Here is a 13,400-nt window from a genome sequence, read left to right on the forward strand (position 1 = left end):
TGACCCTGGCCCCGGAATGGTTTTAGATACGCTCTTTTTTTGACCCTGGATCCCCTGAACGTGAGCAGACTGCTGATCGTCGACGACGATGTGGAAATCCTGTCCCTGCTGAAGCAGTTTTTTGTCCAGCATGCCTACGAGGTGGACCTGGCCACCCATGGCGAGGCCATGTGGGCGATGATCGAAAAAAACCGTCCGGACATCATCATCCTTGACCTGATGCTGCCCGGCGAAGGTGGCCTGAGCCTGTGCCAGAAATTACGCGCGCAGACGGACATCGCGATTGTCATGCTGACCGCGATGGGTGAACTGAGTGACCGCATCGTCGGCCTGGAACTGGGCGCCGACGATTACCTGACCAAACCTTTCGATCCGCGGGAATTGCTCGCTCGACTGCGCGCCGTGCAGCGTCGCGCCGGCGAGAAAAGTCCGGGGCGCGAGACGACGCGACCGATCATCACGTTCGCCGATTGGCAGCTGGATATCACCTGCCGCGAACTGCGCTCGCCCGAGGGCGTGATGATTCCGTTGTCCGCTGGCGAGTTCGATCTGCTGCTGGTGTTTCTCGAGCATCCGCAGCGCATTCTCACCCGCGAGCAACTGATCGACCTGGCGCGTGGCCAGGGCCACGAGGCCTACGACCGCAGCATTGATGTGCAGGTCAGTCGGCTGCGGCGCAAGATCGAGCCGGACAGCAAGCGCCCGGACCTCATTCGCACGGTGCGTAACGGCGGGTATATGTTCTGCGCCAGGGTGACCCGCTCGTGATTCGACGCCTCGATACCCTCAGGTCGCGGATTGCGCTGACCATCGTCGCGGCCATGCTCGCGTCGCTGGCCCTCAATGGTCTGTTCATACAGCTTGCCGGTACCTGGGGCCGCCCGCCGATCGACCGCACCGGCCTGCTGGAGCAAATCGCCGCGAATGTCCGGGTGATCGAGGCGGCGCCTGTCCCCTTGCGCTCGTCATTGGCGAGCGCGGCGAGCCATCCGCTGCTGGAGGTGGCCTGGCACGAACGGCGGGCCGACTTCCATCTGCCCGCGGGTGGTACGCAGGTGGGGACCGAGCATTCGCCGCTGCAGGAGTTGCTCGGTGATGTTCCCCGGGACATCCAGGTGTTCAACCCCGGCGACTGGCCGGACGACAGCCCCCAGGCACACTACGTGGCCCTGGTTCAGCTACGCGACGGCAGCTGGCTGTCGTTCACCCCACCGGAACGCAGCTGGGGGCTCGACGCCAATGTCCGGATCCCGATCATCATCGCCCTGGGGCTGGTGGCAACCCTGCTGGTCGCCTGGATTGCCACACGGCAACTGGCCAACCCGCTGCAACGTTTTGCCAGCGCCGCACGGCGCTTTGGTGATGACCTGCGCGCGCCGCCGATCAAGATCGAAGGCCCGCATGAGATACGCCAGGCAATCATTGCCTTCAACACCATGCAGGCACAGATCCGCCACTTTCTCGGCGAGCGTACGCAGATGCTCGCGGCGATCTCCCACGACTTGCGCGCCCCCCTGACGCGGATGCGTCTGCGCAGCGAATTCATGGAAGACCTGGAGCAGCAGCGCAAAATGGTCCGCGACATCGAGGAAATGCAGACGATGATCAACGCGGCGCTGGGTTTTTTCCGCGATGAAAGCCATCGGGAACACAGCACCGCCTTCGACCTTTCGGAACTATTGCAAACGATCGTCGACGATTTTCGCGACCAGGGCATCGTCGTCGACTTCAGCGGTCCTGCCCACCTGGTGTACGACGGTCGTCCGCTCGGGATCAAGCGCGTGATCGTCAACTTGCTGGAAAACGCCGTGAAGTACGGCCAGAAACCGGGCATCGAGCTGACGGGGGACGGGCGCAGGGTTTGCATCGAGGTCAGTGACGAAGGCCCCGGGATCCCCGAGTCCGCCCTCGATCGAGTGTTCGATCCCTTCTACCGCCTGGAGACCTCACGTAACCGCGATACCGGTGGCGTGGGCCTGGGACTGTCCGCTGCGCGGGCGATCGTGCGTGAGCAGGGCGGTGAACTGACGCTGCGCAACCGCAGCGGCGCTGGGCTGGTGGCGCGTGTGGAACTGCCGGGCGTTCGCGGCGCCAAGGCTAGCGAGCGGTAGTGGGTAGTCGACCGTTCGTCCACCCGGCCGCAAACCGTTGCCTTGGGTTAATAGGAAGCATTACTATTCACGCCCTCGCACCCACAGCACGCCGCAATGACCCCCAAGCTGCCCCACAGACACGGCTTTTTCGAGCACTATGAAGAGTTGGTTGGCACCTGGACCCGTCGCCTGAGAAACCGTCAGCAGGCCGAGGACCTGGCCCACGATACCTTCGTGCGGGTGCTCGAGTCGGATTCGGCGGCGGTGCAGCAACCCCGGGCCTATCTGCACCAGACGGCGCGCAACATTGCGGTGGACGGTTATCGGCGGGAGGATCGGCGGGGCGCCATGGAGTCGGAGGCGATCGATCTCAGTGTGTCGTCATCCGGCGACCCGGAGCATTTCATGCAAGCGATCCAGTTGGCTGATTCCATCGAACAGGCGCTCACCGAGCTGCCGGTCAACTGCCGCAAGGTGTTTGTCTGGCAGAAAATCGAAGGCCTGACCCAGGCTGAAATCGCCGAACGCCTGGGACTGTCCAAGAACATGGTGGAAAAGTATATGATCCGCACGCTGCGGCATCTGCGTGACCGCCTGGACGGATTGTACCCATGAGCGGCAGCGTTTTTTCATCCCCGGCCAAACAGGAACTTCCATGATGGATACTCGTGATTGTGCGTGCGGGCAAACAGCGGTTCGCGATGAAGCGGCGCGGTGGTTTGTGCGTTTGCAGGAACCCGCGGTTGATGTCCAGGCGTATCGCCAATTCGACAGCTGGCTGAACCAGCATCCTCAACACCGCAACGAATTCGAATTGCTCCAGGGCCTGTGGAGCGCTGTCGACCTGGTGCCAGCGGCGCGTCTGCAGGCGTTGTGCGAGCCAGCGCCGAGTCGTAGCAAGCGACGCCCGCTGGTGCGCTACGCGGTGGCCGCCAGTGTGCTGGCGGTGGCCGTCGGCCTGGGGCTGTCCAGCGTCTTGCAGCAACCGGCTCCCTACACGGCGGAGTTTTCCACGGCGCTGGGCGAGCGTCGCCAGGTGGCCTTGCCCGACGGTTCGACGGTCGATCTGGATAGCCGCAGCCGCATTCAGGTGCGCTTTGAAAAGGGTCGTAGGGCCATTGAGTTGAGCGAAGGCGAAGCGCTGTTCAGCGTCGAACACGACAGCAGCCGACCCTTTGTGGTTGAGGCGGGCAGTGGCAAGGTCACCGTCACTGGGACCCGCTTCGATGTGCGCCGGGGCAGCAGCGACACCCGGGTGGTGGTGGAGCAGGGCACGGTTAAGGTGCAGGGACGCGACGCCGCCGCCGACGATTTCATCAGCCTGACCGCCGGTCTTGGCAGCCATGTCGATGCCGCGGGCAAGGTCGCGCCGGCCTACGCGGTCAATCCCGCCGAACAAACGGCCTGGCGCAGCGGTAAATTGGTGTTCAACAACGCCAGCCTGGCCGACGTTGCCGAGCAAGTCTCGCGCTATCGGGAGCGGCCGCTCAAGGTCGGCAGTGCCGCCGTGGGTAATCTGCGCCTGACCAGCGTGTTCAAGTCCGACAACACCGACGCCTTGCTCAAGGCCTTGCCGAGCATCCTTCCGGTGGCCGTGCGCACCCTCGGCGACGGCAGCCAGGAAATAATTTCAAAATAAAATTCAGGTTTTTTTCGAGTTCATCGTCTTCCTGTTCAACTGCAACTGGTTTGCATTAACAAGCGCACACTCTTGCGATCTTCAGGATTACGTTCGACGTGAAAAAGACCACCGCTAAAAACAACAATTCCCCCTGGTTGCCGCTGGCCCTCGCACTGGCGGTCAACCTGGTGCTGCCCCAGGCCTTCGCGGCCGACGCTATCCACATCCCGGCGCAACCCCTGGGGCAGGCGCTGAGCCAGCTGGGCCAGCAAACCTCGCTGCAGGTTTTTTTCAGTCCTGAACTGGTGGCCGGCAAACAGGCCCCGGCGGTGGAAGGCAATATCGCGCCGGAAGAAGCGCTGCGCCAGTTACTGCAAGGCAGCGGCCTGCAATACCAGATCGATGAAGGCTCGGTGACTCTGCTGCCAGCCCCGACCTCCGCGGCAAACGGCCCGCTGGAACTTGGCGTGACCGACATCAAGGTGGTGGGCGACTGGCTTGGTGATGCCGATGCCGCGGTGGTGCAGAACCACCCCGGCGCCCGTACCGTGGTTCGCCGCGAGGCCATGGTCGAGCAAGGCGCGATGAACGTCGGCGACGTCTTGAAGCGCGTGCCGGGTGTGCAAGTGCAGGAGGCCAACGGCACCGGTGGCAGTGATATTTCGTTGAACGTCGGCGTGCGCGGACTGACCTCGCGCCTGTCGCCACGCTCAACCGTGTTGATCGATGGCGTGCCAGCGGCCTTTGCCCCCTATGGCCAGCCGCAGTTGTCCATGGCGCCGATTTCCTCGGGCAACCTCGACAGCATCGACGTGGTGCGCGGCGCCGGCTCCGTACGTTACGGGCCACAGAACGTCGGCGGGGTGATCAACTTCGTGACGCGGGCGATCCCGGAAACAGCCTCGGCGGAAATCGGCAGCACGCTGGAAACCTCCCAGCATGGTGGCTGGAAGCACATCGATACGCTGTTCGCCGGCGGCACCGCCGACAACGGCATGGGCGTGGCGCTGCTGTATTCCGCGGTAAACGGCAACGGTTATCGCAAAAGCAACAATGGCAATGACATCGACGACGTAATCCTCAAGACTCACTGGGCGCCGACCGATGTGGATGATTTCAGTCTCAATTTCCACTATTACGACGCTAGCGCCGACATGCCCGGCGGACTGACCCAGGCCCAGTACGACGCCGATCCGTTCCAGTCCGACCGCGACCACGACAACTTCAGCGGCCGGCGCAAGGACGTGTCGTTCAAGTGGGTTCGGCAACTCGACGACCGTACCCAGGCCGAAGTGCTGACCTACTACACCGACAGTTTTCGTGGCAGCAACATCGCCGCTCGCGATCAGAAAACCCTCGGCTCGTTCCCTCGCACCTACTACACCTTCGGTATCGAACCACGGGTCTCCCATGTGTTCGATGTCGGCCCGAGCACCCAGGAAGTCAGCGTCGGTTATCGCTACCTGAAAGAAGCCATGCACGAAGAAGCCAGCCGCCTGGCACTGGTCAACAACGAGCCGGTGGTGCGTCCGGGTTCGGACGGCCACGTCTATCAGGATCGTACCGGTGGCACTGAGGCCAACTCGGTGTATATCGACGACAAGATCGACGTCGGCAACTGGACCGTCACCCCGGGCATCCGTTTCGAACACATCAGCACCGACTGGCATGACCGCCCGGTGCTCGACACCGCCGGCAGGCCGGTGCCGGAGAAGAACCGCAGTATCGAAAGCAACGAGCCGCTGCCGGCCCTGAGCGTGATGTATCACATCTCCGATGCCTGGAAACTGTTCGCCAACTACGAGACCTCGTTCGGCAGCCTGCAGTACTTCCAGCTCGGTCAGGGCGGCACGGGTGACGACACCGCCAATGGCCTGGAGCCGGAAAAGGCCAAGACCTACGAGCTCGGTACGCGCTACAACGATGAGGTGTGGGGCGGTGAAGTGACGCTGTTCTACATCGATTTCGATAAAGAGCTGCAATACATCAGCAACGATGCCGGCTGGACCAATCTCGGCGCCACCACGCACCGGGGGATCGAGGCTTCGGTGCACTACGACATGGCGGCACTCGACCCGCGCCTGGCCGGCCTGACCGCGAACGCCGGCTACACCTACACCCGCGCTGTGTATGAAGGCGAGATTCCGGACTTCAAGGGCCGGGACCTGCCGTTCTACTCGCGCCAGGTGGCGACCGCCGGCCTGCGTTACGACATCAATCGCTGGACCTACAACCTCGATGCCTTTGCCCAGTCCAAACAACGCTCGCCGGGCGTGGCGGTGAACGCCGATGGCAGCTTCAGCAATAACTACATCACCGAAGGCACGGCGGATGGGCAGTACGGCGACATTCCGGGCTACGTCACCTGGAACGCGCGTGCGGGCTACGATTTCGGCCCGCAGGTATCGAACCTGAAGCTTGGGGCCGGGGTGAAAAACATCTTCGACAAGCAGTACTTCACCCGCTCCAGCGACAACAACGCGGGCATGTACGTCGGTACGCCGCGCACGTTCTTTGTGCAGGCCAGCGTCGGGTTCTGATGCATTCGCTGGCAAGCCAGCTCCTGCAAGGGCGGCGCAAACCCTGTAGGAGCTGGCTTGCCAGCGAAGTTTTTAAACCTTCAACACCTTCCCGCCAATCGCCACCGCCAGTAGCAACAGCGCCATCAGCCCGAAGGCAAAACTCAAGCTGGCGGCGTGGGCGACAAATCCGATCACCGCAGGCCCGGCGAGTATCCCCGCGTAACCCAGGGTGGTAATGGCCGGCACGGCGATGCTTTCCGGCATCACGGTTTGCTTGCCCACCGCGGTGTACAGCACCGGCACGATGTTCGAGCAGCCGACGCCCAGCAGTGCATAGCCCGCCAGCGCCGCTTCCCAGCTGGGGGCGAATGTGGCCAGGGACAGCCCGGCCGCCGCTGTCACCCCACCGAAGACAATCACCCGGGTCGCACCCAGGCGACGCACGATTGAATCACCGGTCAACCGGCCCACCGTCATGGTCAAGGCAAATGCCGCGTAGCCCAATCCGGCATAAGCCTTGTCGATGCCGCGTTCCTGCGCCAGGAACACCGCGCTCCAGTCCAGCGCGGCCCCTTCGGCGAGGAACACGATGAAACACATCCCGCCGATGAACAGCACGATGCCGTGGGGAACGGCGAACGCCGGCCCCGAACTTTCGCTGCCATAGGGCAACATGTGCGGTGCAGCCTTCAACAGCGCAACCAGCAGCAGGACAATGACCACCAGCATCGCGCCCAGCGGCGCAAGCCCCAGGCCGAGCAGCGCGCTGACGCCCGCCGCGCCGACGATTCCGCCCAGGCTGAACAGCCCGTGAAACCCCGACATCATGTTTTTGCCGCTGGCCCGTTCGACGATCACCGCTTGCAGGTTCACCGTCGAATCCACGGTGCCCAGGCCCGCGCCGAACATGAACAAGGCCCCAATCAAGGCCGGAATCGACGAGACCGTGGCCAGCAGCGGCAGCGCCGCGCAGATCAACAGGGTGCCGCCGGTCGCCACCTTGCGACAACCGAAGCGCGAGGCCAGGATGCCGGCCACGGGCATGGCCAGTATCGAGCCGACGCCCAGGCACAGTAGCAACAGACCCAGGGTGCCCTCATCCAGCCCGGCCCGCGCCTTGGCATAGGGCACCAGCGGCGCCCACGCGGCGATGCCGAAACCGGCGATGAAGAAGGCGATGCGCGTGGACATCTGTTGCAGGCGTCCTGGCACGAATGAGGTCCGGGTGTTGAGGTTGGTCATATCGATCCTTGGCAAAAAACGTCGCGTCTGCAAGGGACAATGATCTTGCCCCGAGGGTTCGTTCAGCGGCCGTAGCGTCCTGCACGCCGACAGGCTGACATCCTTGCACAGCCGGACCGTGTTTCGCGATATGTTGTGCCAGAGTCAAATTTCCAGCAGGGAGGGCGCGATGGCGCGGATGTACGATGCAAGGGGCAATATCTACGGCGTGGTGGCACCAGAGGCACTGCGTCAGCAGGGCATCGAGGTGCCGGATCAGGCCGGCCACGCCGCGCAAACCCGCGAGGACTGGGCGCTGGCGGCCATCGAGGCGTGCTGTGCCTGGGCGCCCGGCACGCAACCGCCGGGCAGCAAGGAACATCGCAGCGACGGTTTGCTGGTCGGGCCCTTTCAGTCATCGCCACCCTTTGATCTGTTGATCGTCAACACCGATGGCACCTTGGCCGAGCGCAGTGGCAATGGGTTGACGATTTTTTCCCAGGCGTTGAGCGACCAGGGCCTTTTTCCCGACGACGAAGCCTGCATGCTCAGGGTGCATCACGACAAATCCGATACGCCTTCACCAGGGCAGACAGCGGTGAAATCCGCGCAGGTCGAGGGTGTACAAGGTTTCTGGCTCGACCTGGGACAGCCTGGCTTCGGGCCGTCGGCGGTCAGCGCCGTTGGCGTTGAAACAGCGCAGTTGAACGGCCGTGAGCTCAGCCACGTGCGGCCATTGTCGGCGCTCAATGGCGCCTGGTCCCGCAGCCAGTTCGCCCGGGTCGGCAACCCCCATTGCGTAACGCTGGTGGACAGCGCCGAGGCCTTGCCGAGTAATGAGCAGATGCGCCAGCCAGCGTTGGGCGAAGGGCTGACGCGTATCGCTTTCGCCATGCCCACGGGGGCCGGGCAGCCTTGTGCGGCGGGGATCAATTTGCAATGGGCGATGCGTGAATCTGAAGGGCATATCACTGCGCGGGTGTTCGAGCGGGGCGAAGGGCCGACGGCGTCTTCCGGCACCAGCGCCTCGGCGGTGGCTTGCGCGGCGTGGCGGGTAGGTTGGGTCGACGCCGGCGAGGTGAAGGTGACGATGCCCGGTGGTACGGCGCCGATTTTGCTGGAAGAAGAGCAGGGGGAGCTGAGTCGGGTCAGCCTGTTTGGTACGGCCCGGTTGATGGGGTGAATTCGAAATCGCCTTCGCAGGCAAGCCTGCTCCTACAGTGGTTTTCTGTCGTACACAAAACCTGTAGGAGCGGGCTTGCCCGCGAAGGGGCCAGCCCAGTCACCGCAACTTTCAGATCTGCTCGCCGAAGAACTCCACCACCGGCATCGTCCGCTTCATCAACACCTTGCCGCCACGCACCGAATACAGCGGCAAGCCCTGGCTGCGAATGACCTCGTAATCGTTCTCCGCGGACAGGATCAGCAGGTTCGCCGGCCGTCCGGGTTCAAGCCCGTAGCGCTCACCCAACGCCATGGCCCTGGCGCTGTTGACGGTGACCAGGTCCAGGGCGTTTTGCAGGTTGCGATAACCGAGCATGTGACAGATGTGCAGACCGGCTTCGAGTACCCGCAGGATGTTGCCGTTGCCCAGCGGATACCAGGGGTCGACGATCGAGTCCTGGCCGAAACATACATTCATGCCAGCTTCCAGCAGCTCATTGACCCGGGTCACGCCCCGGCGTTTCGGGAAATTGTCGAAACGCCCTTGCAGGTGAATGCTTTCGGTGGGGCAGGAGACGAAGCTGATCCCGGCATGCCCGAGCAGGCGAAACAGCTTGGCGCAGTAGGCGTTGTCATACGAGCCCATGGCCGTGGTATGGCTGGCGGTTACCCGCGAACCCATGTCGCGGCTGCGGGCTTCTTCGGCCAGCACTTCGAGGAAGCGTGACTGCGGGTCGTCGGTTTCGTCGCAATGCACGTCCACCAGGCAACCGGTGCGTTCGGCCAGGTCCATGAGGAATTTTATCGAGCTGACGCCCTGGTCGCGGGTGTACTCGAAATGCGGAATGCCGCCCACCACATCGGCCCCCATCTGGATGGCTTCTTGCATCAGCTCGCGGCCATTGCGGTACGACTCGATGCCTTCCTGGGGGAATGCAACGATCTGCATGTCGACCAGATGCCGGCTTTCTTCGCGCACCTCGAGCATGGCCTTGAGCGCGGTGAGCTGCGGGTCGGTGACGTCGACGTGGGTGCGCACGTGCTGGATGCCGTGGGCGGCAAGGGCCTGGATTGTTTTCCTGGCGCGCACCTTGGTGTCTTCTTCGGTGATGGTGACCTTGCGCTCGCCCCAGCATTCGATGCCTTCGAACAGCGTGCCACTCATGTTCCAGCGCGGCTCGCCAGCAGTCAGGGTGGCGTCGAGGTGAATGTGCGGTTCGACGAAGGGCGGCACCACCAGGTTGCCACCGGCGTCCAGATCGTCGGGGCCCAGGGTCGGCGCTTCGGTCTGCCGGGCGATGTTGCTGATCAGGCCGTTTTCCAGGTGCAGTTCATGCAGGCCTTCCTGGTTGCGCAGCCGGGCGTTGATGATGTGCATCGGGCAGATCCTTTCAGAGAACCGTTGGGACGATATCTCTACGTTAGCTCGGCAGCGGCAAATGCCGCCAGCGGTCTTTTCGCGGGCGCTATCAGACAGTCATGTTCAACGGCAAAAAACGCATCAACGCCGCAACGATGGCTTCAGGCGCATCCTCCTGCACCAGATGCCCTGCCTTGGCCACCGCATGAAACTGCGCCCCCGGAATCATGCCCTGCAAGGCCCGCCCGCGTTCGATGGGAATCCACTGGTCGTCCTCGCCCCAGAGAATCTGCACCGGGCAGCGAATCGTCGGGTACAACCCCTCGGCCTCGCGGGTGTAGCGTTCGTCCATTTGCGCTATCTGTCGATAGAACGCCGCTTGCCCCGGATCACCCAGCCACGGTTGCACATACGGTGCGAGTTCTTCGTCCGGAATGTCGCGCTTGATTGCTCCTCGAATATAGGCCGGCACGATGGCCTGCTGAATGTAGTCCGGCACACCGCTGAAGGCGGCTTCATGCTGGCGTACATGCTGCACGAACGGCGAACCCCAGGGCGTCAGCGCCACCGGATCGATCAGCGTCAGGCTGCGGTAATCCTTGCCGTTGAGCAAATGGCAGCGCAGGGCCGTGGCCCCGCCGAAGTCGTGGGCCACCACGTCCGGGCGATCCAGGCCCCAGTGTTCCAGCAACTGCGCCATTAGCTGGTTCTGCACACCCAGGGACACGTCGCCATCGACCTTTTCCGATTGCCCGTAGCCCAACAAGTCGAAGTAGTGGACCCGGTGTGTGGTGATGAAGTGCGGCGCAATCCGGTGCCATACATGGGAAGAGAAGGGCGTGCCATGCACGAATACCAGCGGCGGGCCATCGCCGCGCACGGCGTAACGCACGGAATGTCCATTGAAACGATAGCTCTGAGCCAGCGGCCAGTCAGTCATTTGCGTGTCCTCTTGGCGGATGCGAGGCAAAAAGCATAGGCATAAAAAAACCACCGGTCTCGGTGGTTTTTTTGATCGATTGGCTCACTCGCCGCGATAGATGCACCCGCTGGTGCAGGTCTCGTGAATCCGGATCGCACTCAATTCCGGCAGCAGCGGCTTGAGTTCAGCCCAGATGAATTTGGCCAGCACTTCGCTGGTCGGATTCTCCAGGCCAGGAATATCGTTCAGGTAGTTGTGGTCCAGACGCTCGTACAACGGCTTGAAGATCGCCTTGATTTCCGAGAAGTCACGAATCCAGCCGGTGTGCGGATCGAGGTCGCCACTGAGGTGAATCGCCACTTTGAACGAGTGACCGTGCAGGCGGCCGCACTTGTGGCCGTCCGGGACGTGGGGCAGGCGGTGGGCGGATTCGAAGGTAAATTCTTTGAAGATTTCCACAGTGGTTTCAGCTCTGTTCAGGTGGCGATCGCCGTGGCGATGTGGGCAGGTGGCGAGTTTAACAGCTTGTCCTGACTAAAGGGTCAGCAAGCGCTCGGCGAGACGACCGTTGGCCGCCAGCTCAAGAAACTCGTCACCCAGGCGGCGACTTTCATCCATGGTCGTGCGCCAGTATTTCTGGCGGCTCGGGGCATCGCCCATGAAGCGCTTGAAGTCATTGCGGTCTGGCAATTTGCCGTAGGGCAGGCGCGCCAGGTATTCCTTCGAGGGCGCCAGCAGCAGTACGTCCTGCAAGCGCTTGGGACAGGCGCGACGCCATGGCAGGGTCTTGTCGAACCAGCCGGGAATTACCCGGTCGGTGAAGTGCGGATAGAGCACGATGTCGTTGCCGCTGTAGGGCAGGTCCAGGTGATAGTCCAGCAAACCTCCATCGCGGAACGTGCCCGCACCGGCGCCAGGAAGATGACGCACGCCTTCCATCACCATCGGGATCGAACCCGAGGCGAGCAGGGCCTGGCGCAGATTGGCGCTGTCCAGAGCGACGAAGCGTGACGGGAAGTCGTTCAGTGCATTGACCGGCGGGGCGAGGCGTGGATCGTGGATGATCAGCCGCTCGAAGTGCCGGGACAGCCGCGCACGACCGCGCAGGTTGTCGGCGATCACCGACGACAGGCCCAGGCCCAGGCGGCCACGATGGTCGTCCGCGAGCAGGCCGTGGCTTTTGACCACCATGATGTTCAAGCGGTAATGGGGGTTGTCGAGCAAGGTCGCGTCACGGCCATCGAGCAGATTATCGAGCATGCGCCGGGAGCTTTCGCTGATCTGCGCCATGGTCACGCCTTTGGCGAAGTTCTGCTCGGTGTAGAGCTGGCCGAGGCGCCGCAGGCCTTCGACGGCATCCGGCAGGCAGGCACTGGCAAAGCGCCAGGAACCCACCGAGGCGCCAATCAACGAACGCTCGCGCGGTGCCGCCGGCAGCCATTCGCCGAACAAGGCCAGGTCCAGCCCCTGAATCCCCAGGGCCTTGGGACCGCCAGCGGCTCCGGGCAGCGTGCCGACATCGGAGGCGCTCAAGCCGTTCTGGCGAATGCGCGCCAGTGCCCGGGCGCCGGCCTTGAGGGTCAGGGAGGGGAACTTGATATGGATAGCGGTCATACCGGTCTCGAATGCGGGCGAACCAGCGGATTATAAGCGTGTGTCAGACGCAAATTCCCTGACGTCGTTCCCGTCTTTGGCCGATAACCGCTTGCGCGGGCGGTTTATTGGCGTGAAGTGGGCTTATCCGACGAGGCCACTGTACCGCTGCCGCAATTGATGTATGAAGACGACTTCAGCCAGCGCTGATCCGGATAGTAGGAAAACAGCAGCTGTCCATCCTTCATCGAGTCAATCAGGCGATGCGCGATGGCCGGCCGGACCGCCGGGCAGCCGAGGCTCCTGCCGATCCGGCCGTTCGCGCGAGCCAGTACCGGGCTGACATAGGGCGCGCCGTGAATGACGATGGCGCGGTCAAAGGCGTTATCGTTGAAGCCGGGCTCCAGGCCTTCCATGCGCAAGGAATAGCCGTTCTTGCCGACGTAACTCTGTTGGGTGCGATACAGGCCCAGGCTGGTGGCGAAACTTTCATTCTGGTTGGAAAACTGGGTGGTCATGTTTTCGCCGCTGTTACGGCCATGGGCGACGAGTTCGTGGAACAGCAGCTTGCGTTTTTTCAGATCGAACACCCACAGGCGTTGTTCGGTCGAAGGCAGGGAATAATCGATCACTGCTAGTCTCTGTGCCGGAACTGCGCCTTGGGCGCGGGTACACTGTGTTGCGCGAACCGCCAGGGCAATGACCTTGGCATTGGCGTTTGGAGCAGCTTTGGCCAGCGCGACTTCGAGCGAATCGGCGTAGGCTGATGGGAGGATAGCCGACGTCAGCAAAAGGGCTGTCAGGCCAAAGCGATGTAGCGCCATAAAAATGTCTCTTCAGGAATATTTCGAGTCTAGCAGTGAGTTGGACGCTAGCCCTTTGATTACAGGCGATTAAGGATTAT

Annotated in this window: 12 protein-coding genes; 6 read left to right on the forward strand and 6 right to left on the reverse strand. The window is 62.7% G+C overall.

What is annotated here, in order from left to right; all coding sequences use genetic code 11:
* The first annotated feature begins 60 nt into the window (after window positions 1-60).
* From ACYP2Q_RS21885 to ACYP2Q_RS21905, 5 genes are all read left to right on the forward strand, one after another.
* A complete protein-coding gene (locus tag ACYP2Q_RS21885) occupies window positions 61-768 on the forward strand; it encodes a response regulator (RefSeq protein WP_459732416.1) in 708 nt (235 codons plus the stop codon).
* Entirely contained in the window at window positions 765-2,111 is a 1,347-nt protein-coding gene (locus tag ACYP2Q_RS21890; RefSeq protein WP_459732417.1) for an ATP-binding protein, read from the forward strand. The genes ACYP2Q_RS21885 and ACYP2Q_RS21890 overlap by 4 nt, the downstream gene beginning before the upstream one ends.
* A 96-nt stretch (window positions 2,112-2,207) precedes the next feature.
* A complete protein-coding gene (locus ACYP2Q_RS21895; RefSeq protein ID WP_459732418.1) occupies window positions 2,208-2,708 on the forward strand; it encodes a sigma-70 family RNA polymerase sigma factor in 501 nt (166 codons plus the stop codon).
* Window positions 2,709-2,748: 40 nt separating this feature from the next.
* Window positions 2,749-3,732, forward strand: a complete 984-nt coding sequence (locus ACYP2Q_RS21900) for a FecR family protein (RefSeq protein ID WP_459732419.1) — start codon at window positions 2,749-2,751, stop codon at window positions 3,730-3,732.
* 98 nt (window positions 3,733-3,830) lie between these two features.
* The gene (locus ACYP2Q_RS21905) at window positions 3,831-6,254 is read left to right on the forward strand and encodes a TonB-dependent siderophore receptor (protein ID WP_459732421.1); all 2,424 of its coding nucleotides are present in this window, start codon (window positions 3,831-3,833) and stop codon (window positions 6,252-6,254) included.
* A gap of 72 nt (window positions 6,255-6,326) precedes the next feature.
* Here the strand turns inward: ACYP2Q_RS21905 and ACYP2Q_RS21910 are convergent, their stop codons facing one another.
* Complete coding sequence (locus ACYP2Q_RS21910) at window positions 6,327-7,478, reverse strand: MFS transporter (RefSeq protein ID WP_459732422.1); 1,152 nt, start codon at window positions 7,476-7,478, stop codon at window positions 6,327-6,329.
* 169 nt (window positions 7,479-7,647) lie between these two features.
* On the opposite strand from ACYP2Q_RS21910, the gene ACYP2Q_RS21915 reads away from it, so the two are divergent.
* The gene (locus ACYP2Q_RS21915; RefSeq protein ID WP_459732423.1) at window positions 7,648-8,640 is read left to right on the forward strand and encodes a diaminopimelate epimerase; all 993 of its coding nucleotides are present in this window, start codon (window positions 7,648-7,650) and stop codon (window positions 8,638-8,640) included.
* 111 nt (window positions 8,641-8,751) lie between these two features.
* Here the strand turns inward: ACYP2Q_RS21915 and codA are convergent, their stop codons facing one another.
* From codA to ACYP2Q_RS21940, 5 genes are all read right to left on the reverse strand, one after another.
* Window positions 8,752-9,999 carry a cytosine deaminase gene (codA, locus tag ACYP2Q_RS21920; protein WP_459732424.1) on the reverse strand — a complete coding sequence of 416 codons (1,248 nt, stop codon included), beginning with the start codon at window positions 9,997-9,999 and terminating at the stop codon, window positions 8,752-8,754.
* Window positions 10,000-10,090: 91 nt separating this feature from the next.
* On the reverse strand, window positions 10,091-10,921 hold the full coding sequence (locus ACYP2Q_RS21925) for an alpha/beta fold hydrolase (RefSeq protein ID WP_459732426.1): 831 nt from the start codon (window positions 10,919-10,921) through the stop codon (window positions 10,091-10,093).
* An 84-nt stretch (window positions 10,922-11,005) separates the two neighbouring features.
* Window positions 11,006-11,362, reverse strand: coding sequence for a 6-carboxytetrahydropterin synthase QueD (queD, locus tag ACYP2Q_RS21930; RefSeq protein ID WP_008056290.1), 357 nt, complete (start codon window positions 11,360-11,362; stop codon window positions 11,006-11,008).
* 75 nt (window positions 11,363-11,437) lie between these two features.
* The gene (locus ACYP2Q_RS21935; RefSeq protein WP_459732427.1) at window positions 11,438-12,517 is read right to left on the reverse strand and encodes a patatin-like phospholipase domain-containing protein; all 1,080 of its coding nucleotides are present in this window, start codon (window positions 12,515-12,517) and stop codon (window positions 11,438-11,440) included.
* 104 nt (window positions 12,518-12,621) lie between these two features.
* Window positions 12,622-13,320 carry a murein L,D-transpeptidase catalytic domain family protein gene (locus ACYP2Q_RS21940; protein ID WP_459732428.1) on the reverse strand — a complete coding sequence of 233 codons (699 nt, stop codon included), beginning with the start codon at window positions 13,318-13,320 and terminating at the stop codon, window positions 12,622-12,624.
* Window positions 13,321-13,400 lie beyond the last annotated feature (80 nt).

This window comes from Pseudomonas sp. MHK4 (assembly GCF_054600775.1).

What these genes read in the sequence shown, in the direction of transcription:
- ACYP2Q_RS21895 (WP_459732418.1), top strand. Translation starts at nt 2,208, where the DNA reads ATGACCCCCAAGCTGCCCCACAGACACGGCTTTTTCGAGCACTATGAA.
- ACYP2Q_RS21900 (WP_459732419.1), top strand. Translation starts at nt 2,749, where the DNA reads ATGATGGATACTCGTGATTGTGCGTGCGGGCAAACAGCGGTTCGCGAT.
- ACYP2Q_RS21910 (WP_459732422.1), bottom strand. Translation starts at nt 7,478, where the DNA reads ATGACCAACCTCAACACCCGGACCTCATTCGTGCCAGGACGCCTGCAA.
- ACYP2Q_RS21915 (WP_459732423.1), top strand. Translation starts at nt 7,648, where the DNA reads ATGGCGCGGATGTACGATGCAAGGGGCAATATCTACGGCGTGGTGGCA.
- codA (WP_459732424.1), bottom strand. Translation starts at nt 9,999, where the DNA reads ATGCACATCATCAACGCCCGGCTGCGCAACCAGGAAGGCCTGCATGAA.
- ACYP2Q_RS21925 (WP_459732426.1), bottom strand. Translation starts at nt 10,921, where the DNA reads ATGACTGACTGGCCGCTGGCTCAGAGCTATCGTTTCAATGGACATTCC.
- ACYP2Q_RS21935 (WP_459732427.1), bottom strand. Translation starts at nt 12,517, where the DNA reads ATGACCGCTATCCATATCAAGTTCCCCTCCCTGACCCTCAAGGCCGGC.
- ACYP2Q_RS21940 (WP_459732428.1), bottom strand. Translation starts at nt 13,320, where the DNA reads ATGGCGCTACATCGCTTTGGCCTGACAGCCCTTTTGCTGACGTCGGCT.